Genomic DNA, 22,459 nt, shown 5'->3' with positions numbered 1-22,459 from the left:
TTGAGGACATGTCCATCCCGACGTACACGCTCAACGACGGCAGCGCCCTCCCGGCGATCGGCTTCGGCACCTACCCGCTCAAGGACGACGAGGCGGTCGGGACGATCGTCTCGGCGATCGAGGCGGGCTACCGGCTCCTCGACACCGCGGTCAACTACGGCAACGAGCACGAGGTCGGCGAGGGGGTCCGCGCCAGCGGCCTGCCCCGCGAGGAGCTGTACGTCGCCAGCAAGATCCCCGGTCGCGACCACGGGTACGACGACGCCGTCGCGAGCGTGCACGGGTCGCTGGAGCGACTCGGCCTCGAGTACCTCGACCTGCACCTCATCCACTGGCCGAACCCCAGCGTGGACAAGTACGTCGAGGCCTGGCGCGCCCTGGTCGACCTGCGCGAGCAGGGCCTGGTCCGCAGCATCGGCGTCTCCAACTTCACCGCCGCGCACCTGGACCGGATCATCGACGAGACGGGAGTGACTCCGACGGTCAACCAGATCGAGCTACACCCCTACTTCCCGCAGGTGGAGATGCGCGAGGTCAACGAGAGCCGCGGGATCCGCACGGAGTCGTGGAGCCCGCTGGGCAAGCGGCAGGCGCCGTTCGCCGAGCCCGCGGTCGCCGACGCTGCCGCCGCGCACGACGTGACGCCCGGTCAGGTCATCCTGCGCTGGCAGGTGCAGCTCGGCTCGGTGCCGATCCCGAAGTCGGCGACCCCCGAGCGGCAGCGCGCCAACCTCGACGTCTTCGGCTTCGAGCTCTCCGACGCCGAGATGGCCGCGATCACTGCCCTCGGCCGCCCCGACGGCCGCCTCTTCGGCGGCGACCCGGACACGCACGAGGAGATGTGAGCAGGCCCGGTGCGGAGCCGGCGACGCCGTACCTCCGTGTCGACGTCGGGCGGCTGAGACAGAACATCACCACGACCGCCGAGCGCGCTGCGGCCGCCGGTGTCGCCCTGCGGCCGCACGCCAAGACCCACAAGAGTCCCGACGTCGCCCGGCTCCAGCTCGAGGCCGGCGCCGTCGGGCTCACCGTGGCCACCATCGGCGAGGCCGAGGTCTTCGTGGAGCACGGTGTCGAGGACGTCTTCGTCGCCTACCCGCTGTGGCTCTCGGAGCAGGCGGTACGCCGTCTCCGCGACCTGGCCGAGCGGGCAGACCTGACCATCGGGGTCGACTCCGCCGACTCGGCGCAGCGGGCCGGGCGGCTGCTCGCCGGCACCGGCGTCGCCGTGCTGGTCGAGGTGGACTCCGGCCAGCACCGGACCGGCGCCGCGCCCGCCGACGCTGGCCGGGTCGCCGCCGCGGCCGCCGAGGCCGGCCTGACGGTGCGCGGTGTCTTCACGTTCCCCGGTCACGGCTACTCGCCTGACGCCAAGGCGTCCGCTGCCGCCGACGAGGCGACTGCACTGACCGCCGCCGTGGCCGCCTTCCGCGACGCGGGTCTCGAGCCCGACGTCGTGAGCGGCGGCTCGACCCCGACCCTCGCGCACACCCACACCGACGAGCTCACCGAGGTGCGACCGGGGGTCTACCTCTTCGGCGACGCCCAGCAGTGGGAGCTCGGTGTGATGGGCCCTGAGACGATCGCGCTCACCTGCCGGGCCACGGTCGTCAGCCACGCCGGCGGGCACCTCGTCCTCGACAGCGGGAGCAAGGCGCTCGGCGCCGACCGCGCGCCGTACGCGACCGGCTGGGGCCGTCTGCCCGACCACCCCGACGCGCGCGTGGTCCAGCTCTCGGAGCACCACGCCGTCGTCGACCTCGCGGGCGCGGCGCTCCCTGCCCTCGGGTCGCAGGTCGGCGTGGTGCCCAACCACGTGTGCGCGGCGGTCAACCTCGCGGACGACCTCTGGGCCGACGACGGGTCGTCGCTCGTCCGCTGGCCGGTGGCCGCGAGGGGCCGGAACAGCTGACGCCCTACGATCTGGCCATGCGCTCCCGCCACCTCGCCGGCGTCGCCGGCCTCGCGATCGTCGCCGCCCTCACACTCGCCGGCTGCGGCAGCGACTCGGACGGCGACACGGCCTCCGACACCGCCCCCACGACCGGGACCACCTCCTGCACGTACGCCGAGGGCGGCAGCGCCGCCAAGGAGGTCGACCCGCCGTCGGCGCAGGCCAGCGAGTCGGGCCAGGTCGCCGCCACGATCGCGACCAGCGCGGGCGACATCAAGGCCGAGCTGGACGCCGACGCGGCGCCGTGCACCGTCCACTCCTTCGTCTCGCTCGCGAAGCAGGGCTACTTCGACGCGACCAGCTGCCACCGCCTCACCACCGCCGGCATCCTGGTGCTGCAGTGCGGCGACCCGACCGGCACTGGCAGCGGCGGCCCGGGGTACACGTTCGACGACGAGCTCGACGCGATGCCCAAGGCGGACGCCGACGGCACCATCGCCTACCCGGCAGGCACGCTCGCGATGGCGAACGCCGGTCCGAGCACCAACGGCTCGCAGTTCTTCATCGTGTACGGCGACACCAGGCTGCCCCCGGCGTACACGATCTTCGGGCAGGTCGACGACGCCGGCGTCGCCCTCGTCCAGAAGGTCGCCGACGCGGGCACCGACGACGCCAACGGCCCCGGCGACGGGCACCCGACGACGCCCGTCGACATCACCAAGGTCACCGTCGGGTAGCAGGGAGGAGCGGCGATCCGGGCACGACGAGCACCCGCATGCCGGCGGCCTCGTCGAGCTCGGCCTGGCTCACGGACAGCTCCTCGATGCTCGACGGCACACCCAGCTCCAGGCCGGCGTCGCTCGCGCAGGCGCCGAGCCCGCTCCAGCTGACGTCGCGCTCGTCGAGGAACCTCTCCAGCCGGTTGCTGGCCGTCTCCAGGTCTCGCCACGAGTAGGGCCTGGCCACGACACGGACCTCCGCGCCGTCCGGCCGGATGCCGGCGAGCGCGCTGACCTGCCGCGGGACCGGGGCCTTCCACGCGACCACGACCGTCCCCGAGTGCAGCCAGACCGCCTGCAGCCCCCGGCCGGGCAGGTCCTTCAGCTCGCGCAACCGACGCTGCACGTCGCGCAGCGCCCCGTCGAGCAGGCCCATGATGACCACGCTCATCCGCTCCTGCGGGGCGGAGTAGCTGAGCCCGTGCCCGGTCCACGACACGACGCGACGTACGCCGCGCAGCTCGCGCCGCGCCTTGCGGAGGTCGCCGTCCACGAGCGCCACGACCCCGAAGTGGCTGACCGTCGCCCGCTTCACCTGGTACTCGCGGTCGTGGGTGGCCAACGCCCGGCGCACGACGCGCTGCTGCCGCTCGCGGTCGGCGATGGCGCGCCCGGGGCCCCAGTGGTTGCCGGTGCACCACCGTGTCGACGCGGACTCCGCCGAGGCTGGCGACACCGGCACGAGAAGGGACACGGCCAGCGCACCCGCGGCCACCAGCGCCGAGGTCCTCACCACGGGAAGCGCACTCCGGTCATCTCCTCCGACCGCTCCCACAGTCCCCGCGCCAGGTCCGGGTCGACGGCGGCTCGGCTCCGGGCGACACCGGTCGGCCAGCCGCTCATCTCCTTGAAGCCGTCGGGCCCGATGAAGCTGTTGCCCGGGACGTCCATGGTCGCGGCGTAGAGCGAGCTCAGTGCGCCCTTCTCGACCGACATGCCCGCGATCTTGTGCCCCCACGAGCCGACCCAGGTCTTGAACGCGTTCCCGGTGCTGCCGGTGATCGAGGTCGCCGTCGAGCCGGGGTGGGCGGCCACGGAGCGCAGCGTCGAGCCGGCGGCGGTGAGCCGACGCTGCAGCTCCGCGGTGAAGAGCAGGTTCGCGAGCTTCGAGGTCGTGTACGCCGTGAACCCCTTGTAGGGGCGTCGCTCCCAGTTCAGGTCGGTGAGGTCGAGCTTCGCCAGCCGGTGGCTGTCGGAGGAGATCGCGACGACGCGGTCGCTGAGCTGCGGCAGCATCAGGTTGGCCAGGGCGAAGTGGCCGAGGTGGTTGGTCGCCAGCTGCGTCTCGAAGCCGTCGACGGTCAGTGCGTACGGCACCGCGAGCACGCCCGCGTTGTTGATCAGCACGTCGACCGGGCCGATCTCGGCGGCGAACTCGCGCACCGAGGCCAGGTCGGCGACGTCGAGCCGGCGTACCTCGACCGTGCCGGTCAGCGTGGCCGCGGCCGCCTCGCCCTTGGCGACGTTGCGCACGGCGAGCACCACGTCGGCCCCGTTGGCGGCCAGGACGCGGGCGGTCTCGAGCCCGAGCCCACCGCTGCCGCCGGTGACGACGAAGCGGCGCCCGTCCTGGCGCCGGTCCGCGACCCAGCGCTTGTCCGAGCCGCCCATCAGGCCTCGCCGTACGTGATGTCGGTGCCGACCTTGACGGTGCGGCCGACCGTGCAGAGGCGGTCGCGGGTCTTCTCGATCGCGCTGGGCATCACCTCGCGGGCGCGGTCGCCGGCCTCCCCCTCGGGGAACCGGACGTCGAACGTCACCCGCAGGTCGACCAGACGGTTGCCCTGGTCGTCGCGGATCTTGGTGCCTTCGGCGACGACGTCGAACGACGTGGCCTCGGCGCGCTTGCCGGTGATCAGGTCGATGTCGATGGCGCCGCAGCCGGCCAGCGCGGCGAGCAGCAGCTCGACCGGCGTGAAGTCGGGGTCGTCCCCCGAGCCGACCGGCAGCACTCCCCCACGGGCGTTGGTCGCCTTGTAGCGGCCCTCCCCCATCTTGGTCAGGTCGACACGGCGCTCTGCTCCCTCGGGCGTGCTCATGGGGCCAGCGTGCCAGAACGCCGACACGCCGGTGCTGACCTGGGGACTTGTCTCGCGCCCGGGAATCCGGGACGGTGGTCTGGACCAGCAACCGCCATCGGAAAGGCGAGCATGCTCACCCTCACCGAAAACGCCACTGCGATCGTCAACGAGATCACCACCCAGCCGGGACTCAGCGAGGAGGCCGGCCTGCGGATCACGTCCGCACCGACCCCCGAGCCGTCCTTCGAGGTCACCGCGGCCGCCCAGGGTGAACCGGGCGACCAGGTCGTCGAGCAGGGCGGAGCGACCGTCTACCTGGACGAGTCCGCCGCACTGCTGCTCGACGACAAGATCCTCGACGCCGCGGTCGACACCGCCGGCAAGGTCGAGTTCGCCCTGGCCATCCAGGGCTGAGCCCACCGCGGCTCACTGAGTCCACACGGCACACCCCCCAACCGACGGGCCCCGGAACACGGACCGGGGCCCGTCGCCACGTCCGCACCCTGGGAGGATCGAGGCATGACCACCACCGCTCGCGAGATCCACCTGGCCGCCCGACCGCAGGGCTGGCCCACGGCCGACGACTTCCGCACCGTCGACGTCGACCTGCCCGACCCCGGTCCCGGCGAGGTGCTGGTCCGCAACACGTTCATGTCGGTCGACCCCTACATGCGCGGTCGGATGAACGACGTGAAGTCCTACGTCCCGCCGTTCGCCCTCGACGCCGTCATGGACGGCGGCGCGGTCGGCGAGGTCATCGCCTCGGGCGCGGACGGGATCGCCGTCGGCGACACCGTGCTCCACCAGGCCGGCTGGCGCACCCACGCACTGCTCTCGGCCAAGGCCGTCCGCAAGGTCGACGTCTCGCACGTCCCCGCCTCGGCGTACCTGGGCACCCTCGGCATGCCCGGCATGACGGCGTACGTCGGGCTCACCCGGATCGCCCCCGTCGAGGAGGGTGACACCGTCTTCATCTCCGGCGCCGCCGGCGCGGTCGGTTCCGCCGCCGGCCAGATCGCCAAGCAGCTCGGCGCCGCGAAGGTCATCGGCTCCGCTGGCTCGGCCGAGAAGTGCGCGTGGCTGACCGAGCTCGGCTTCGACGTCGCCCTCAACTACAAGGACGCCCCCATCGGCCGCGAGCTGCGCGAGCACGGCGCGGTGAACGTCTACTTCGACAACGTCGGCGGCGAGCACCTCGAGGCGGCCATCTTCGCGATGGCCGACCACGGCCGGATCGCCGAGTGCGGGATGATCGCCGACTACAACGCCGACAACCCACCCGCCGGCCCGCGCAACATGATGATGATGATCAGCAAGCGCCTCACCATGCGCGGCTTCATCGTCACCGACCACGGCGACGCCACCTCGGAGTTCTACCGCCGCGCCGGCGCCTGGGTCGCCGACGGCTCCCTCACCTGGCGCGAGACCCTCGTCGACGGCATCGACAACGCGGTCGACGCGTTCCTGGGCCTCCACCGCGGCGACAACACCGGGAAGATGCTCGTCCAGCTCTGACCGGCGTGCGGCCGTCTGCCTGGGACGTCATCCGAGCTGGCTGCCCGGGCGACCGGTTCGTATGACGTCCGAGCCAGGTGGCGCGAGCCCGCGCTCTACAGGACACGAAGCACGTCGGGGTTCTCGCAGGCGCGGGCGAAGGCGGCGATCCGGGCGCGGATCTCGCGGCCGAGCAGCCAGCGACCGATCGGGTCCGCGAGCGGGCCGAGCCAGCCGGGGCGGCCGGACCAGGTGTACTTCCAGACGGCTCGGGTGCCCGACACCCCGGCGCGGTCCTCGGGGGTGAAGCGCCAACCGCCACCGAAGGTCGCGAAGAACCACGGACCCTTCTCCATCGTCATGCCGACGGAGGTCGGCGGTCGGTAGGAGACGTAGCGGCTGATCATCGTCGGTCCCACGCGCGCCTTGGTCAGGGTGCGGACGTCCTTGCCCGGCCGGTCGGCGTCGATCAGGTGCTGGTGCCGGATGAACGGGTCCCAGCTCAGCCGGACCTCGCCTGTCGTCTGCGAGACGGCGAAGGCCACCTCGGGCGACACCGGGACCCACGCCTCTGCGGTGACCTGGGGCATGCGTCGCAGCATGCCACTGATCCAGGCAGCGGTGAGCCAGCAACCGAATGCCATCCCTCCTCGGCCGCAAACGGTTGCCAGGTCACCGCTGGGTCGGGACGTGGAAGAACGGGCCGGTCCGGTCGTCACTCGCGTCCATGGTCGCCATCCTGCCTCGCGAAGGATCGTATATCGTCTATCTTTGGTCCATGACCAGCGTGACCACCAAGGGCCGCAAGTTCGCCCTGGTCCTCCCCTCGACCAACACGTCGGTGGAGCGCGAGTTCCACCACCTCCGTCCCCAGGACTGCTCCTGGCACACCGGCCGGATCATGATCAAGGCGCCGGCGCTGCACTCGGCGAACGCGTTCCAGGCGTTCCGCGAGTGCCTCAACGAGGCGCTGCCGAGCGCGCTCGAGACCGTGATGACCTGCGAGCCGGACTACATCGTCATGGGCATGTCGGCCGAGACGTTCTGGGGTGGCGTGCCGGGCAACGCGGCGTTCGAGCAGGGCGTGCGCGAGCTGACCGGGCTGGAGGTGACCACCGGCGCGACCGCCGCCGGCGAGGCGCTCAGGGCCTTCGGGGCGAAGCGGATCGGCATCGTCACGCCCTACCAGCCCGTCGGCGACGAGCAGGTCGTCGCCTACTTCACCGAGCTCGGGTACGACGTCGCGGCGATCACCGGGCTCTGCTCGGCGTCGGCCACCTCGATCGCGGACGAGACGCCCGAGACGCTGCGCAACGCCTTCCTTTCCGTCGACGGCCCGGACGTGGATGCGCTGATCCAGTGCGGCACCAACCTGGAGTGCATCGCCGTCGCCGCCGAGCTCGAGAAGGAGCTCGGCAAGCCCGTCATCGCCATCAACCTCGCCACCATGTGGCACGCCTTCCGGACGAACGGCATCGACGACCGGATCGCGGGCCACGGATCCCTCCTGGAGCTGCACTGATGTTCAACCACGTCGGCCACCTGACCCTCTCCCCCGGCACCACCGACGATCAGGTCGAGGCGATCCTCAGCGGCCTGCTCGGGCTGCCCGGTCGGATCGACGGGCTCGTCGAGGCCGAGGTCGTGCGCGACGCCGGCCTCACCGGCGGCAACGCCACCCTGCGCTTCCACATGCGCTTCGAGTCCGAGGACGCGTGGCGCGCGTACGGCAAGAACCCCGCCCACGTCGCCGTCGTGTCGGAGCACATCGTCCCGGTGCTCGGGTCGAAGGCGTTCGTGCAGTACGACGACGCCGCCGTACGACGAGGTTTCGCGACGACGCCGGAGTGACACGCTCCGGGGCATGAAGCGTTCTCTCGCGGCCGCGCTCACCACCGCCCTGGTCGCCCCGCTGGGCGTCGTCCTCCTCAGCGCCGGGCCGGCCTCGGCCCAGGAGCTCACCGTCACCGACGCGCAGGGCGACGTCGGCACCAGGACGCTCGACATCCTGAGCGTCACCGTCCAGAGCCTCGACCGGCAGGTGGTCGCGGAGATCGAGGTCGAGGACGCGACCCGCGACGGCAACCTCACCGTGAGCATCGACCCGCGCGGCGGCACCGGCGTCCGCGTGATCAGCAAGTTCCGCGCGACCGGCGGCACGAAGAACTACCTGCTCCGCAAGGCGTTCACCGACCAGGGCAGCAGCAAGCAGAAGATCCGGTGCCGGGTCCGGCTCGGCCACGGCTGGAGCGAGGCCGGGCACCCGGTCATCAAGCTCCGCTTCCCCAGCCGCTGCCTCGCGGGCGGCAACTACGGCGCGCTGCGGTTCGCCGCGATCTCGTCGCTCGCGCACGAGCGCGACGTGGCGCCCGTCGACAAGCACGGGCAGGTCAGCGTCTCCGACTGGGTGGCGCGGGGCTGACGCGGTCGGTCTTCTGCGTCGGGCGTTCGGTCTCGGTACGCCCGGTCGCGAGCTCCTTCGTCGCTCGCGCGGGCACTCGACCTGCCCTCCTACTCGTCCTCGAGCAAGCTCGAGGACGGGAGGTCAAACCACCGCAGGTGCTCGAAGTCGGCACTGACGTTGCCGGGGTGGCCCGACATGTCGGGACCCGTGGTGGCCTCGAGCAGGGCGATGCCGTCGCGGAGGTGCTCGGCGAGCAGGTCCTCTCCCCCGGTCGCCCGGTTGCTGGGCATCGAGACCCGGCCACCGGCGTACGACACGTCGCGCAGCGACAGCGGCGGGGTGACGACGCCGTCGCGGTGCCGCCAGAGCCCGGACATCGGGTCGAAGCGGTAGTCGCCGAGCAGCTTCCACCCGTCGCGCGCGGTCACCCGGACCGCCTCGATCAGGTAGTCGACGACGGCGTCGGAGACGAAGTAGTTGAAGTTGATGCGCACCCAGCCGGGCTTGATGCCCTCGCAGCCACCGGTGATCTCGCGCTCGAACTCGTGCGAGCGCTCGATGTCGATGCCGAGCAGGCGGTGGCCGTACGGTCCGGCGCACGAGCAGCCGCCGCGCGACTGGATGCCGAAGAGGTCGTTGAGCAGCGCGACCACGTAGTTGTGGTGCAGGTAGCGCCCCGACGGTGAGCGCAGGATGAACGACACGATCGAGAGCCGGTCGGCGTCGAGGTTGCCGAGCAGCTCGATGCCGGGCTCGTCGCGCCAGGCGGACACGGCTCGTCGCAGGTGTCGCTCCTCCTGCTCGCGGATCGTGTCGACCCCGACCGCCTCCTTGAGCTGGAAGACCAGCCCGGCGCGGATCGACTCGATGATCGCCGGCGTCCCGCCCTCCTCACGGTGGGTGACGTCGTCGAGGTAGCGGTGGTCGTCGTCGTTGACGTAGGCGACCGTGCCGCCGCCGGGCACGTCGGGCACGCGGTTGGCGAAGAGCTCGCGCCGGGCGGCGAGCACACCGGGCGTGGACGGGCCGCCGATGAACTTGTGCGTCGAGAGGAAGACCGCGTCCTTGTAGGAGAGCGGCCGGTCGGGGGCGGCGTGCATCTCGATGGAGACGTACGGCGCGGCCGCGGCGAAGTCCCAGAAGCTCAGCGCGCCGTGCTCGTGGAGCAGTGATGCGATGGCGGCCGTGTCCGAGACGATGCCGGTGACGTTGGACGCGGCCGAGAAGGAGCCGATCTTGAGCGGGCGCTCGGCGTACTTCTCGAGCTGCTCGCGCAGGTCGTCCTGGTCGACGCCGCCGTCGGCGTCCTGCCGGATCGTGACGACGTCGGCGATCGACTCGCGCCACGGGATCTCGTTGGAGTGGTGCTCGTAGGGCCCGATGAAGACGACGGGTCGCTGTGCGGGCGGGATGTGCTCGGTGAGGGCGTGGGCGTCGTCGAGCACCGACGGGATGCGCAGGCCGAGGACGCCGATCAGCTTGGCGATCGCGCCGGTGCAGCCCGACCCCGCGAACAGCACGATCGTGTCCTCGTCGCCGCCGACCGCGTCCCGGACGATCTCCCGCGCCTCCTCGCGCAGCCGCGTCGTCTGCAGACCGGTGCCGCTCGACTCGGTGTGCGTGTTGGCATAGCTGGGCAGCACCTGGTCGCGGATGAAGTCCTCGATGAAGCCCAGCGCGCGGCCCGAGGCCGTGTAGTCGGCGTAGGTGACCCTGCGGGCGCCGTACGGCGTCTCCATGACGTGGTCCTCGCCGATCACCGAGTCCCGGATCAGGGCCAGGAGGTCGTCCTTGGGCTCGCCCGATGCCCCGCTCGATGCCTCGCTCATGGGGTCACGATAGGCCCGACATAGGGTGACGGCGTGACCAGCCCGCACCAGAGCCTCCAGCGCACCGAAGCCGTCGCGCGCCGCCAGCTCCTCGACGTCCAGGACTACGACCTGCGGCTCGACCTGGCCGCCGACGACAAGACGTTCGGGTCGGTCACGACCATCAGGTTCAGCAGCCAGGGCGGGCCGACCTTCCTCGACCTCAAGCCGGTGCGGGTCAACGAGATCCGGCTCAACGGCGCGATCGTCGACCCCGACCTCCTCGAGCGCGGTCGGCTGCCGATCGAGACCGTCGCGGGCGACAACGAGCTCGTCGTGGACGCCGTGATGCCGTTCCGCAACGACGGCGAGGGCCTGCACCGGAGCACCGATCCGGCCGACGGCGCGTCGTACGTCTACGGGATGATGTTCATGGACGCCGCGCCCTCGGTCTTCGCGTGCTTCGACCAGCCCGACCTGAAGGCGCCGTACACGCTGCACGTGCACGCGCCGGCCGACTGGACGGTGGTCGCCAACGCCCCGGGCACGAACCCGGAGGCGGGCGTGTGGGAGTTCGAGCGCAGCCAGCCGCTGTCGACGTACTTCGTCACCGTGGTCGCCGGCCCTTACCACCTGATCACCGACCACCACGACGGCATCCCGCTCGGGCTCTCGGTGCGCGCCAGCATGGCGAGCGCGCTGGACGCGGACGCCGACGAGCTCTTCACGATGACCAAGCAGTGCTTCGACGAGTTCCACCGGCTCTTCGGCATCCGCTACCCGTTCGGCAACTACCACCAGGCGTTCGTGCCGGAGTTCAACGCCGGCGCGATGGAGAACCCCGGGTGCGTCACCTTCCGCGACCCGCTCGTCTTCACGAGCCGCGTGACCCGCGGGATGCGGATCCAGCGGGCGACGACGCTCGCGCACGAGATGGCGCACCAGTGGTTCGGCAACATCGTCACGCCGCAGTGGTGGGACGACCTGTGGCTCAACGAGTCGTTCGCCGAGTACATGGGCAACCGGGTCACCGCCGACGTCACGGAGTACGCCGACGCGTGGGTCGACAACGCCTACGCCCGCCGCCAGTGGGGGCTGAGTGCCGACCAGCGGCCGAGCACGCACCCGGTCGCCGGCAACGGGGCCAAGGACGCGAGCGCCGCGCTCCAGGACTTCGACGGCATCTCCTACGCCAAGGGCTCCAGCATCCTCAAGCAGCTCAACGCGACGATGGGCGACGACGTCTTCTTCGCGGGCGTCATCGACCACTTCACGCGGCACCGGTTCGGCAACGCGACCATGCACGACCTCTTCGAGTCGTGGGAGCGCGCCGGGGCGGGTGACCTGTCGGCGTTCACGACCAACTGGCTGCGTACGGCGGGTCCGGACCGGATCGTGCTCGACCGCTCGGCGGGCGTCATCCGGCGTACGCCGCCGGCCGACCACCCGGCCGACCGGTCACACACCTTCCGGGTCGCCGTCGCGACCGACGGTGGGTGGAGCACCGAGTCGGTGACCCTCGAGGCCCCCGAGACGGCGTACGACCTCAAGGGCCAGGCGCTCGTGCTGGACCCGTTCGAGGACACCTGGGCGGTCGTCGAGGCCGACACGTCGAGCGCCGACGCGCTGGCGGAGCTGCTGCCGTCGGTCGAGGACCCGGCGCTGCGGGCCGGGATCTGGAACAACGTGCGCAGCGCCTTCCACAACGCCGCCCTCTCCCCCGCCGCCGTCGTCGACCTCGTGGTCGCCAGCGCGCCGGTCGAGTCGACCGAGGACAGCAAGCGCCGGCTCGCGCCGTGGCTGTACGGCGACGTGCTGCCGCTCGCGCCCGCGGGCTCTCTCGAGCGCGTGCACGCCGCCATGCTCGGCAAGCTGGGCTCGACGGAGGTGGGGTCGGAGTTCCAGCTCTCTGCCCTCCGGATGGCGGTCTCGACGTCGAGCGACCCGGACGAGCTGCGGGGCTGGCTGGCGGCGACGCCCGACGGCATCTCCCTGGACCTGGACCTGCGGTGGCGGGTGCTGGTGCGGCTCGCCGCGCTCGGCGCCACCGACGCCGCGGAGCTCCAGGCCGCGCTCGACGCGGAGCCGACCGGTGAGTCCCGGGTCGCGCACATGCGGGCCGCGGTGTCGCTGCCGACGGCGGAGGCCAAGGCGCTGGCGTGGGACGTCTTCACCGGACGCCTCGACGTCCCCAACTACGAGCTCGAGGCCGCCGGCCTGGGCATGTGGCGCGACGGGCAGGAGGAGCTGACGGCGTCGTACGTCGACCGCTACTTCGACGAGCTCCCCTACACGGTGCAGGTGCGCAGCGGCTGGGTGCTGGCGGACGCGACGGAGTTCTTCTTCCCGGTCACCTCGCTGTCGGAGTCGACGCTGGAGCGTGCGGAGCTGCTCGCGGCGGACGACACGCTCGCCCTGTCGGTACGCCGACGGCTCAGCGACTGCGCCGACGACCTGGCCCGCAAGCTCGCGATCCGCAAGGCCTACCCGACGTCATGACGACCGAGCGTGCACGCCGCCCCGGACCGACCGTCCGGACACGCGTGCACGAGGTCACGCCGTCCGGCGAACGGGCGCGGGAGGACCGCCTCGCCACCGAGGAGCCGCTGGAGATCCGGCTCGCCTGGCCGGGCGCGCCCGCGCGGCGGGTGTGGGTGACGATGCGGACGCCCGGGCACGACTTCGAGCTCGCCGCCGGGTGGCTGGTGCACGAGGGGCTGGCGTCCGGAGCGTCGATCCACGGGGTCGCCTACTGCACCGACGTGACGCTGGAGCCCGAGGAGGAGTTCAACGTCGTCACGGTGACGCTGTCGGCTCCCCCGCTGCGCGACCCCGGCCACCGTCATGTCGGGCAGTCCTCCGGGTCCTCGGCGTGCGGGGTGTGCGGCAAGGACAGCGTCACCGAGGCGCTGGCGGCGCCGGCCGGGTCGCGGTGGACCGGGGCACTGCCGACGACGGACGTCGTACGCCGGCTGCCGGACCTGGTGCGCGAGCGCCAGTCGGTCTTCGACCGGACCGGCGGGGTGCACGCGGCCGCCCTGGCCACGGCTGGCGGCGAGCTCCTGGCCATCCGCGAGGACGTCGGCCGCCACAACGCCGTCGACAAGGTGACCGGCGCGCGGGTGCTGGCCGGGTCGTCGCCCGCCGAGGCGTGCCTGGTCGTCAGCGGCCGGGCCGGCTTCGAGCTGGTGCAGAAGGCGATCGCCGCCGGCGTCGGGTCGCTGGTCGCCGTCGGCGCCCCCACGTCGCTGTCCGTGCGGCTCGCCCAGGAGTCCGGGCTGGTGCTCTACGGGTTCACCCGGCCGGATCGGTGTGTCCGGTACGTCTGAGCGCGGCCTGTGGTTCTGCGGTTGGTGACCAAACGGCGGCTTCCGGGTCTTGAAATCTGCGGTTGGTGACCAAACGACGTGCCTCACACCCTGCCGCCCGGCGTGGGGGCGAGGCACTGTCGGTGCGGCCTCCTAGCGTGGCGTCATGCGCATCCTCCACACGTCCGACTGGCACCTGGGCCGGTCGTTCCACCGCGAGGACATGCTCACGCACCAGGCGGCGTACGTCGACCACCTGCTGGAGGTCGTCGAGCGCGAGCGCGTCGACCTGGTGGTCGTCGCCGGCGACATCTACGACCGCGCGCTCCCGCAGGTCGACGCGGTCCGCTTGGCCGACGAGACGCTCGCCCGCCTGGCGGCCAGCCGTGCCCGGGTGGTGCTCACCAGCGGCAACCACGACTCCGCGCAGCGGCTCGGGTTCAGCTCGCGGCTGATCGACGCGGCCGGGGTCTTCATCCGCACCGACGCGGCCGGCGTCGGCACCCCGGTCCTGCTCGGCGACGAGCACGGCGAGGTGGCCGTCTACGGCATCCCCTACCTCGACCCCGACACGCTCCGCGAGCCGTGGCGGCTGCCCGCCCGCTCCCACGAGGCGGCGCTCGACGAGGCGATGCGCCGGGTCCGCGCCGACCTCGGTCACCGCAAGGGCGCCCGGTCGGTCGTGCTCGCCCACGCCTTCGTCGCCGGCGCCCAGCCCAGCGAGTCCGAGCGCGACATCAGCGTCGGGGGCGTCTCGCTGGTGCCGACCAGCACGTTCACCGGCGTCGACTACACCGCGCTCGGCCACCTCCACGGCCGGCACACGCTCACCGACACGGTCCGCTACTCCGGGTCGCCGCTCGCCTACTCGTTCTCCGAGGCCGACCAGCGCAAGGGTTCCTGGCTGGTCGAGCTCGGCGCCGCCGACATGACGTCGGCCGAGTTCGTCGACGCGCCGGTCCCGCGCAATCTGGCGCGGATCCGCGGCACCCTCGACGAGCTCCTCCAGGAGCCCCGCTTCGGCAAGCACCAGAAGTCCTGGATCCAGGCGACGCTCACCGACGACGTACGCCCCCTCCAGGCGATGGAGCGGCTGCGCGCCCGCTTCCCACACACACTGGTGATCGGGTTCGAGCCCACCGGCGGTACGTCGGCCGCCGTACCTCTCGCGCGCCCGCAGGGGCGCTCCGACCACGACATCGCCCTCGACTTCGTCGCCGAGCTCCGCGGCGCCCCCGCGACCGACGACGAGACGGCGCTGCTCCAGGCGGCGTGCGACGCGTGCTGCGAGGACCCCGAGGTCGACGTGCTCGTCTCCGCGCACGGAGCGGACGGCCTCTGGTGAGGCTCCACCACCTCCAGGCCACCGCGTTCGGGCCGTTCGCCGAGACCATCGACGTCGACTTCGACCACCTGTCCGCGGCCGGGCTCTTCCTGCTGTCCGGGCCCACCGGCGCCGGCAAGACCAGCGTGCTCGACGCCGTCTGCTTCGCGCTGTACGGCGACGTCCCGGGCGACCGCAACACCGCCAAGCGGCTGCGCTCCGACCTCGCCGCCCCCGGCACCCGCCCGCAGGTGGTGCTGGAGGCGACGCTGTCGGGCCGGCGCTTCCGGATCACCCGGTCCCCGTCGTGGGAGCGCGCCAAGAAGCGCGGCGACGGCACCACCACCGAGCAGGCGTCGGTCACCATCGCGGAGCGCGTCAACGGCACCTGGGTCACCCACTCCACGCGCCTCGACGAGACCGGCCACCTGGTCTCGCGGCTGCTGGGCATGAACGTCGCCCAGTTCACCCAGGTCGCGATGCTCCCGCAGGGCCGGTTCCAGGCCTTCCTGCGCGCGCGCTCCGACGAGCGGCACCGCCTGCTCCAGCAGCTGTTCCGCACCGGTCGGTTCGAGGACGTCGAGCGCTGGCTGCGCGACCGCCGGCTCGACCTGCGCAAGCGCGCGGACGCTGCGAGGGAGACCGTCGCCGACCTGGTCAGCCGGGTCAGCGAGACGACCGGGTCCGCGGCTCCCGAGGAGCTGCCGGAGGAGTGGGCCCGGGCCCTGCGACAGACCGAGGAGCGCACCCGCACCGAGACCGCCGCCGCGGCGGCCCGGGCCGCGGACCTCGAGACCACGGCGCGCGCCGACCTCGACGCCGCCAAGGCCCGCCACGAGCGCCAGGCCCGGCGCGCCGCGGCCGTCGCAGAACGCGCGCGCCTGGCAGACCTCGCCCCGGCCCACGTCGGCGCCCAGCAACGCCTGGACTCCGCGCGCCGGGCGGCGGCCGTGGTGCCGCTGCACCAGGTGGCCGTCCGGGCCCAGCGCGCCCGCTCGGCTGCCCGCACCATCGTCGAAGGGCTCGAGGTCACCGACCGCGACGAGCTCCGCTCCGCCCTCCAGGAGGCCGTGGACGGTGCCGCCCGAGCACGCGCCCTGCAGCCCCGCGTCGCCCGGCTGACCGCCCTGCGCGCCGAGGAGCAGACGCTGCACGCACGGCAGACCCGGCTCGCCGCGGCCGCCGAGCAGGCGCTCGCCGACGCACGGGCGCGGGTGGTCACCCTGACCGAACAGGTCGCTGTCGCCCAGGCGGCCCACGCCACGGCGCGGGAGGCGACGCTCCAGGCCCGGTCGCACGCCCTCGACGTACGCGAGGCGCGGCTGCACGGCATGGCCGCCGAGATGGCGGGCGGCCTCGTGGTCGGCGGCTCGTGCCCGGTCTGCGGATCGTGCGAGCACCCCCACAAGGCCGCCGCCGCCGACGGCGCACCCGACGAGCCCGCCGAGCGCGCGGCTCAGAAGCGGGCCGACGACGCCGCGGCCACCGAGCACCTGCGCGACGTCGAGCAGCGCACGCTGGCCGCCGAGCTGGTCACCGCCACCGAGCGCGTCGGCGTCGTCCCGCCGGACATCGCCGCCGAGACCGGTGCCGTCGCGGCCTCGCTGTCCGCGCTCGCCGCCGAGGCCGAGGCACTCGAGGCCGACCTCGCGGGTCACGACGAGACGTTGGCGGCCACGTACGCCGCCCACGAGCAGGCGGCCCGCTCGGCCCTGGCCGCGCTCGACGGGCTGGCGGCCGCCGACGCCGCGCTGGTCGAGGCGGAGCGCGCCGTCGCCACCGCTGCGGCAGAGGCCGGCTTCGACCGGGCCGATGACGCCGTGGGGGCAGCGCTGGAGCGACGTGCCTACGACGACCTCGCCCGCCAGGTCGCCGACCACGAGCGTCGGCTGGCGGCCGTTGCTGCCGTCCTCGACGACGAGGGTGCCGACGACGAGACCACGACACCACTGCCCGACCTCCCCGCCCTGGCCGCCGCCCACGACGAAGCCCTGCGTCGGCTCGGCGACGCGCGGGCACACGAGGCCGCGTCCTCGTCCCGCGCGACCCGGCTGGCCGAGCTGGTCCGGAGCCTCGACCGCGCGGTGGCGGCGTGGCGTCCCCTGCACGACGACCTCGAGACCGTCACCCGGCTCTCCTCCTTCGTCGAGGGCAAGGCTGCCGACAACCGGCTCCAGATGCGGCTCTCGGCCTACGTCCTCGCCTACCGACTGGCCCAGGTCGTGGCCGCCGCCAACGAGCGGCTCGACCGGATGAGCGACCAGCGCTACACCCTGGAGCACACCGGACGACGCGGCGCGGGCGAGACCCGTGGCGGCCTGAGCCTCCTGGTCCGCGACGACTGGTCCGGCGAGGCCCGGGACCCCGCGACCCTGTCCGGAGGCGAGACCTTCGTCGTCTCCCTCGCCCTCGCGCTCGGGCTCGCCGACGTCGTGACCCAGGAGGCCGGCGGTGCCGACCTCGACACGCTCTTCGTCGACGAGGGCTTCGGCGCGCTCGACTCCGACACCCTCGACGACGTCATGGACACCCTCGACTCGCTGCGCGACGGCGGCCGGGTCGTCGGCGTCGTCAGCCACGTCGCCGAGATGCGCGACCGCATCCCCACCCAGCTCCTCGTCACCAAGTCCCGGCACGGCTCGGCCGTCTCGGTCAGCCGATGACCCTCGAGGTCCGCGCCGCCACCCCCGACGACGTCGCGGCGATCCGTGCCGTCGGCGAGCTCACCTGGCCGCCGACGTACTCCTTCGCCGGCCCCGACTTCGTCGCCCACGGGCTAGCGACCTGGTGGTCCGACGAGGCGGTCCTGCGCAGCCTCACGACCACCGCAACGCTCGTCGCCGTCGACGACGGGCGAGTCGTCGGTGTCGGCAACCTCGACCTCGAGCGTGAGCCGCCGACGATCTGGAAGCTGTACGTCGTGCCCACCGCGCAGGGCTCCGGCGCCGGGTCGGCCCTGCTCCAGGCCCTCGTCGCGCTCGCGGGCGGTGCGCGGGTGACGCTCGAGTACGTCGCCGGCAACGACCGCGCCGCTGCGTTCTACACGCGTCACGGCTTCGTCGAGGTGCGTCGACAGGCCGCGGAGGTCGACGGCGGCCCCGAGACGGTGTGGATGGAGCATCCGGCGGCCGAGGGCTAGGTTGCGAGCATGAGCTTCGCCGTCCCGGCCGACGCCTACGCCCGCTTCATGGGCCGCTTCTCCGAGCCACTCGCCGTCGCGTTCGCGGACTTCGCCGGGGTCGAGGCCGGTCAGTCCGTCCTCGACGTCGGCAGTGGCCCCGGCGCCCTCACCACCGTGCTCGTGGACCGGCTCGGTGCCGGAGCGGTGGCGGCAGTCGAGCCGTCGCCGCCGTTCGTCGACGCCCTGACCGCGCGGCTCCCCGACGTCGACGTCCGTGCGGCGTCCGCGGAGGACCTGCCCTTCGCCGACGACACCTTCGACGGCACCCTGGCGGAGCTGGTCGTGCACTTCATGACCGACCCTGTCGCCGGACTGCGTGAGATGGCCCGGGTGACCCGGCCGGGCGGCGTCGTCGCCGCGTGCGTCTGGGACCACGACGGCGGCCGCAGCCCGCTCAGCACCTGCTGGCGGGCCGCGACCGAGATCGCTCCCGACGTGGTCGACGAGGCGGGCCTCCCCGGAGCACGCGAGGGGCACCTCGAGCAGCTCTGCGCCGCCGCCGGCCTCCAGGACGTCGAGTCGACGGTGCTCAGCGTCGAGGTCGTGTTCGACGACTTCGAGGAGTGGTGGCAGCCCTACACCAACGGCGCAGGCCCGCTCGGCGCCTACATCAAGGGCCTCGACGAACCCGCGCGACAGGCCCTGCGCGATCGCTGCGCCGAGCTGCTCCTCCCGGCACCGTTCCCGATCCGAGGCTCGGCCTGGACCGTGCGCGCTCGCGCGTGAACCTCAGACGTCGACCTCACCGTGGTCGGCGTCGTACGTGTCGCCGGTGAGCTTGGTCTTCGCGAAGCTGATCAGCGACGCCACCTTGCCGCCCGGCGTGTCCCAGTACTCCCCGTGCTCGATGTCCACCCGCACCAGGACGGCGTTCGGGTCCTCGGGGCCGCCGGGCAGCCAGGCCTCGGCGAACGTGTTCCACAGCTCCTTCAGCTTCGCGTCGTCGTCCACGACCGCCGCCGTGCCGCTCACCGCCACCCACGCGTCACGCGCCGAGAAGGTCAGCGACACCGACGGATTCTGCTCGATCGCCCGCGTGTGAAGGGTGTCGCGGGCCGAGATGAACCACATCTCGGCCGACGGCTCGACCTCCTGGCGGGCCATCGGCACGCTGCGCGCGCCCTCGGCGCCGTACGTCGTGAGCATGGCGATCGGCATGTCGTCCAGCAGGTCGACGAGCTTCTTCTGGTCTGCGTTGTCGGTCATGTCCGGCCGGTACCCCATCCGATAGGTTCGACGCATGGGCGATCGCGTGGTTGATCCGACGTTCACCTCACTCCCCTACCGCAGCCTCGGAGATGCGGCGCTGGCTCGGGCGGCCGAGCTCGGCGCCACCCATGCCGACTTCCGGTTCGAGCGGGTGCGCTACCAGGAGCTCGCGGTTCGCGACAGCGTCCTCCAGGGGGCCAGCGACACCGAGGACCTCGGGTTCGCGGTCCGCGTCGTCCACCGCGGCGCCTGGGGGTTCGCCGCCGGGGTCCTGCTGAGCGTCGAGGAGGCCGTCCGGGTCGCCGAGACCGCCGTCGCCGTCGCGCAGGTGTCGGCGGGGATGACCAGCCGGCCGGTCGAGCTCGCCCCCGAGCCGACGTACGACGACGTCACCTGGGTCTCCGCCTACGAGACCGACCCGTTCGAGGTCTCCGTGGCCGAGAAGGCCGCCGTCCTCATCGACTGGACCACGCGGCTGCGCACCGGCGCCGCCGTCGACCACGCCTCGGCCCACCTGCTCCAGGTGCACGAGTGCAAGTACTACGCCGACCTCAGCGGCACCCGCACGACCCAGCAGCGGGTCCGGCTGGCCCCGGGGTTCGAGGCGATGGGCGCCGGTGCCGACACCTTCGACTCGATGGCGAGCATCGCCCCGCCGGTGGGCCGCGGCTGGGAGTACCTCGCCGGCGGCCGCGACGCCTGGGACTGGGACGCCGAGATCGACGAGGTCCCCGAGCTGCTCGCCGAGAAGCTCAAGGCCCCCAGCGTCGAGGCCGGCACCTACGACCTGGTGATCCACCCCTCGAACCTCTGGCTCACCATCCACGAGTCGATCGGGCACGCCACCGAGCTCGACCGCGCGCTCGGCTACGAGGCCAACTACGCCGGCACCTCGTTCGCGACCCCCGACAAGCTCGGCACGCTCCAGTACGGCACCCCGGTCATGCACGTCACCGGCGACCGCACCATCGAGCACGGCCTCGCCACGATCGGGTACGACGACGAGGGCGTCGCGACCCAGAGCTGGGACATCGTCAGGGACGGCGTGCTGCGCGGCTACCAGCTGGACCGCTCGATGGGCGTGATGCACCCCGAGCTCGCCGGCCCTGAATTTCCGGAGGGCCGCTCCAACGGCTGCGCGTACGCCGACTCCCCCGGCCACATCCCCATCCAGCGGATGGCCAACGTGTCGCTCCAGGCCGCCGTCGACGGGCCCAGCACCGAGGAGCTGATCGGCCGCGTCGAGCATGGGCTGTACGTCGTGGGCGACAAGTCGTGGAGCATCGACATGCAGCGCTTCAACTTCCAGTTCACCGGGCAGCGCTTCTACACGATCCGCGACGGCGAGCTGGCCGGGCAGGTCCGGGACGCGGCGTACCAGGCGACCACGACCGACTTCTGGGGCTCGATGGAGGCGGTCGGCGGCCCGGAGACCTGGGTCCTCGGCGGCGCTTTCAACTGCGGCAAGGCCCAACCCGGGCAGGTGGCGTCAGTCAGCCACGGCTGCCCGACGTCGCTCTTCCGCGGCGTCCGGATCCTCAACACCGTCGCCGAGGGAGGCAACTGATGACCACCCCGGTGACCCCCCAGTCGTTCGTCGAGCACGCGCTCGCGACCTCGATCGCCGACGACTGCGCCGTGATCGTCCACGACCGGACGAGTGCCAACCTCCGCTGGGCCAACAACACCCTCACGACCAACGGCGTCATGCACGGCCTCGACGTCACGGTGATCGCCTTCGTCCGCGGCGCCGACGGGGTCGCCACCGGCTCGGTCACCGGCACCGCGACCGACCAGGCCGGGGTCACCGCCCTCGTCGAGGCGGCCGACGCCGCGGCCCGCGCCGCCTCCCCCGCCGAGGACGCCGCCGACCTGGTCCGCGACGCGACGTCGCCGGACTGGGACGACGCGCCCGTCCCGACCGACATCCACGTGTACGACGCGCTGGCGCCCGCCCTGGGCGAGGCGTTCGGCCGCGCGGCGGGCGAGGACCGGGTGCTCTACGGCTTCGTCAACCACGAGATGACGACGACGTACCTCGGCTCCACGACCGGCCTCCGGCTGCGGCACGTGCAGCCCACCGGCCACTACGGCTGCACCGGCAAGCCGACCGACCTCTCGACCAGCGCGTGGGTCGGCGGCGCGACCCGCGACTTCACCGACGTCGACCCGCTCGCCTTCGACGCCGAGCTGGCGCGCCGGCTGGGCTGGGCGAAGCGTCGCGTCGACCTGCCCGCCGGGCGCTACGACACCATCCTGCCGCCGAGCGCGGTCGCCGACCTGATGATCGACGCCTACTGGTACGCCGGCGCCCGGGTCGCCCACGAGGGCCAGTCGGTCTACAGCCGTCGCGGCGGTGGCACCCGCGTGGGCGAGCGGATCGCCTCGGCCGGGGTGAACCTCTTCTCCGACCCGGCGTACGACGCTCTGCAGTGCGAGCCGTTCGTCGCTGCCTCGCGCTCCGGCAACGAGTCGTCCGTCTTCGACAACGGCCTCCCGCTGTCCCGCACGGACTGGATCCGGGACGGCGAGCTCACCGCGTTGCTCCAGACCCGGCACTCCGCGGCGATGACCGACCTGCCCGTCACCCCGGGCATCGACAACCTGGTGCTCTCGATCGACAGCGGCACCGGCACCGAGGCGGACCTCGTCGCCGGCACCGAGCGCGGGCTGCTGCTGACCTGCCTCTGGTACATCCGCGAGGTGGACCCGCAGTCGCTCCTGCTCACCGGGCTCACCCGGGACGGCGTCTACCTGGTCGAGGGCGGCGAGATCACCGGCGTCGTGAACAACTTCCGGTTCAACGACAGCCCGGTCGACCTGCTGCGCCGGTTCACGCACGCGTCGGCGACCGTCCCGAGCTTCAGCCGGGAGTGGGGCGACGACTACTTCTCGCGCACCGCGACGCCGGCCCTGCGGGTCCCCGACTTCAACATGTCGAGCGTCTCCCAGGCCCAGTAGCCCAGCCACCGCTGGAGATTCTTCGCTCTCCGATGCAACCGGGCCGGGTGCCCGGGCGTATCCCGGGTGTTCGATC

Annotated in this window: 22 protein-coding genes; 16 read left to right on the top strand and 6 right to left on the bottom strand. The window is 72.6% G+C overall.

What is annotated here, in order from left to right:
• The first annotated feature begins 8 nt into the window (after positions 1-8).
• The 3 genes from ACFPYL_RS13080 to ACFPYL_RS13070 are packed head-to-tail and all read left to right on the top strand — an operon-like array spanning position 9 to position 2,631.
• Positions 9-845: an aldo/keto reductase gene (locus tag ACFPYL_RS13080; RefSeq protein WP_379154643.1), complete on the top strand. Its 837-nt coding sequence runs from the start codon at positions 9-11 to the stop codon at positions 843-845.
• Entirely contained in the window at positions 842-1,912 is a 1,071-nt protein-coding gene (locus ACFPYL_RS13075; protein ID WP_379154640.1) for an alanine racemase, read from the top strand. The genes ACFPYL_RS13080 and ACFPYL_RS13075 overlap by 4 nt, the downstream gene beginning before the upstream one ends.
• A gap of 17 nt (positions 1,913-1,929) precedes the next feature.
• Positions 1,930-2,631: a peptidylprolyl isomerase gene (locus tag ACFPYL_RS13070; protein WP_379154637.1), complete on the top strand. Its 702-nt coding sequence runs from the start codon at positions 1,930-1,932 to the stop codon at positions 2,629-2,631.
• Here ACFPYL_RS13070 and ACFPYL_RS13065 read toward each other — a convergent pair.
• Genes ACFPYL_RS13065 through ACFPYL_RS13055 form a run of 3 tightly spaced genes read right to left on the bottom strand, consistent with a single transcriptional unit; the run spans position 2,618 to position 4,712 of the window.
• Positions 2,618-3,406 carry a hypothetical protein gene (locus ACFPYL_RS13065; RefSeq protein ID WP_379154633.1) on the bottom strand — a complete coding sequence of 263 codons (789 nt, stop codon included), beginning with the start codon at positions 3,404-3,406 and terminating at the stop codon, positions 2,618-2,620. The genes ACFPYL_RS13070 and ACFPYL_RS13065 overlap by 14 nt on opposite strands.
• A complete protein-coding gene (locus tag ACFPYL_RS13060) occupies positions 3,403-4,284 on the bottom strand; it encodes an oxidoreductase (protein ID WP_379154630.1) in 882 nt (293 codons plus the stop codon). The genes ACFPYL_RS13065 and ACFPYL_RS13060 overlap by 4 nt, the downstream gene beginning before the upstream one ends.
• Positions 4,284-4,712 carry an OsmC family protein gene (locus ACFPYL_RS13055; protein ID WP_379154627.1) on the bottom strand — a complete coding sequence of 143 codons (429 nt, stop codon included), beginning with the start codon at positions 4,710-4,712 and terminating at the stop codon, positions 4,284-4,286. Before ACFPYL_RS13055 ends, ACFPYL_RS13060 begins: the two co-directional genes overlap by 1 nt.
• Positions 4,713-4,823: 111 nt before the next feature.
• On the opposite strand from ACFPYL_RS13055, the gene ACFPYL_RS13050 reads away from it, so the two are divergent.
• Positions 4,824-5,108, top strand: a complete 285-nt coding sequence (locus ACFPYL_RS13050; protein WP_379154624.1) for a Fe-S cluster assembly protein HesB — start codon at positions 4,824-4,826, stop codon at positions 5,106-5,108.
• Between the two features lie 105 nt (positions 5,109-5,213).
• Positions 5,214-6,209, top strand: coding sequence for an NADP-dependent oxidoreductase (locus ACFPYL_RS13045; RefSeq protein WP_379154621.1), 996 nt, complete (start codon positions 5,214-5,216; stop codon positions 6,207-6,209).
• A 95-nt stretch (positions 6,210-6,304) separates the two neighbouring features.
• On the opposite strand, the gene ACFPYL_RS13040 is transcribed toward ACFPYL_RS13045, so the two are convergent.
• Positions 6,305-6,778: an SRPBCC family protein gene (locus ACFPYL_RS13040; RefSeq protein WP_379154618.1), complete on the bottom strand. Its 474-nt coding sequence runs from the start codon at positions 6,776-6,778 to the stop codon at positions 6,305-6,307.
• A gap of 188 nt (positions 6,779-6,966) precedes the next feature.
• Between ACFPYL_RS13040 and ACFPYL_RS13035 the strand changes: the two genes are divergently transcribed.
• The 3 genes from ACFPYL_RS13035 to ACFPYL_RS13025 are packed head-to-tail and all read left to right on the top strand — an operon-like array spanning position 6,967 to position 8,610.
• Positions 6,967-7,710 (top strand): maleate cis-trans isomerase family protein, encoded by a 744-nt coding sequence (locus ACFPYL_RS13035; protein WP_379154616.1) that lies wholly within the window; start codon positions 6,967-6,969, stop codon positions 7,708-7,710.
• Positions 7,710-8,039, top strand: a complete 330-nt coding sequence (locus ACFPYL_RS13030; RefSeq protein WP_379154613.1) for a Dabb family protein — start codon at positions 7,710-7,712, stop codon at positions 8,037-8,039. Before ACFPYL_RS13035 ends, ACFPYL_RS13030 begins: the two co-directional genes overlap by 1 nt.
• A 13-nt stretch (positions 8,040-8,052) precedes the next feature.
• Positions 8,053-8,610: a hypothetical protein gene (locus tag ACFPYL_RS13025; RefSeq protein WP_379154610.1), complete on the top strand. Its 558-nt coding sequence runs from the start codon at positions 8,053-8,055 to the stop codon at positions 8,608-8,610.
• An 89-nt stretch (positions 8,611-8,699) separates the two neighbouring features.
• On the opposite strand, the gene ACFPYL_RS13020 is transcribed toward ACFPYL_RS13025, so the two are convergent.
• Entirely contained in the window at positions 8,700-10,421 is a 1,722-nt protein-coding gene (locus ACFPYL_RS13020) for an aminotransferase class V-fold PLP-dependent enzyme (protein WP_379154607.1), read from the bottom strand.
• Positions 10,422-10,454: 33 nt separating this feature from the next.
• Here ACFPYL_RS13020 and pepN point away from each other — a divergent pair, with 33 nt between their 5' ends.
• The 6 genes from pepN (at position 10,455) to ACFPYL_RS12990 (ending at position 18,939) form a co-directional block, all read left to right on the top strand.
• The gene (gene pepN, locus ACFPYL_RS13015) at positions 10,455-12,899 is read left to right on the top strand and encodes an aminopeptidase N (protein ID WP_379154604.1); all 2,445 of its coding nucleotides are present in this window, start codon (positions 10,455-10,457) and stop codon (positions 12,897-12,899) included.
• The gene (locus ACFPYL_RS13010) at positions 12,896-13,729 is read left to right on the top strand and encodes a formate dehydrogenase accessory sulfurtransferase FdhD (RefSeq protein WP_379154601.1); all 834 of its coding nucleotides are present in this window, start codon (positions 12,896-12,898) and stop codon (positions 13,727-13,729) included. Before pepN ends, ACFPYL_RS13010 begins: the two co-directional genes overlap by 4 nt.
• A 145-nt stretch (positions 13,730-13,874) precedes the next feature.
• Positions 13,875-15,053, top strand: coding sequence for an exonuclease SbcCD subunit D (locus tag ACFPYL_RS13005; RefSeq protein WP_379154598.1), 1,179 nt, complete (start codon positions 13,875-13,877; stop codon positions 15,051-15,053).
• The gene (locus ACFPYL_RS13000) at positions 15,050-17,695 is read left to right on the top strand and encodes an AAA family ATPase (RefSeq protein WP_379154595.1); all 2,646 of its coding nucleotides are present in this window, start codon (positions 15,050-15,052) and stop codon (positions 17,693-17,695) included. The genes ACFPYL_RS13005 and ACFPYL_RS13000 overlap by 4 nt, the downstream gene beginning before the upstream one ends.
• On the top strand, positions 17,692-18,171 hold the full coding sequence (locus ACFPYL_RS12995) for a GNAT family N-acetyltransferase (protein ID WP_379154592.1): 480 nt from the start codon (positions 17,692-17,694) through the stop codon (positions 18,169-18,171). The genes ACFPYL_RS13000 and ACFPYL_RS12995 overlap by 4 nt, the downstream gene beginning before the upstream one ends.
• Before the next feature lie 9 nt (positions 18,172-18,180).
• Positions 18,181-18,939: a class I SAM-dependent methyltransferase gene (locus ACFPYL_RS12990; protein ID WP_379154589.1), complete on the top strand. Its 759-nt coding sequence runs from the start codon at positions 18,181-18,183 to the stop codon at positions 18,937-18,939.
• A 3-nt stretch (positions 18,940-18,942) separates the two neighbouring features.
• On the opposite strand, the gene ACFPYL_RS12985 is transcribed toward ACFPYL_RS12990, so the two are convergent.
• Positions 18,943-19,419 carry a pyridoxamine 5'-phosphate oxidase family protein gene (locus tag ACFPYL_RS12985; RefSeq protein WP_379154587.1) on the bottom strand — a complete coding sequence of 159 codons (477 nt, stop codon included), beginning with the start codon at positions 19,417-19,419 and terminating at the stop codon, positions 18,943-18,945.
• Positions 19,420-19,453: 34 nt separating this feature from the next.
• Here ACFPYL_RS12985 and ACFPYL_RS12980 point away from each other — a divergent pair, with 34 nt between their 5' ends.
• Both ACFPYL_RS12980 and ACFPYL_RS12975 read left to right on the top strand, forming a co-directional pair.
• Positions 19,454-20,989, top strand: a complete 1,536-nt coding sequence (locus tag ACFPYL_RS12980) for a TldD/PmbA family protein (protein WP_379154584.1) — start codon at positions 19,454-19,456, stop codon at positions 20,987-20,989.
• The gene (locus ACFPYL_RS12975; protein WP_379154581.1) at positions 20,989-22,383 is read left to right on the top strand and encodes a metallopeptidase TldD-related protein; all 1,395 of its coding nucleotides are present in this window, start codon (positions 20,989-20,991) and stop codon (positions 22,381-22,383) included. Before ACFPYL_RS12980 ends, ACFPYL_RS12975 begins: the two co-directional genes overlap by 1 nt.
• Positions 22,384-22,459 lie beyond the last annotated feature (76 nt).

Source organism: Nocardioides hankookensis (assembly GCF_042658885.1).
In the GTDB taxonomy this organism is placed as follows: domain Bacteria; phylum Actinomycetota; class Actinomycetes; order Propionibacteriales; family Nocardioidaceae; genus Nocardioides; species Nocardioides hankookensis.
The sequence above is the reverse complement of the archived record's forward strand: the minus strand, read 5'-3'. Positions and strand labels throughout refer to the sequence as shown.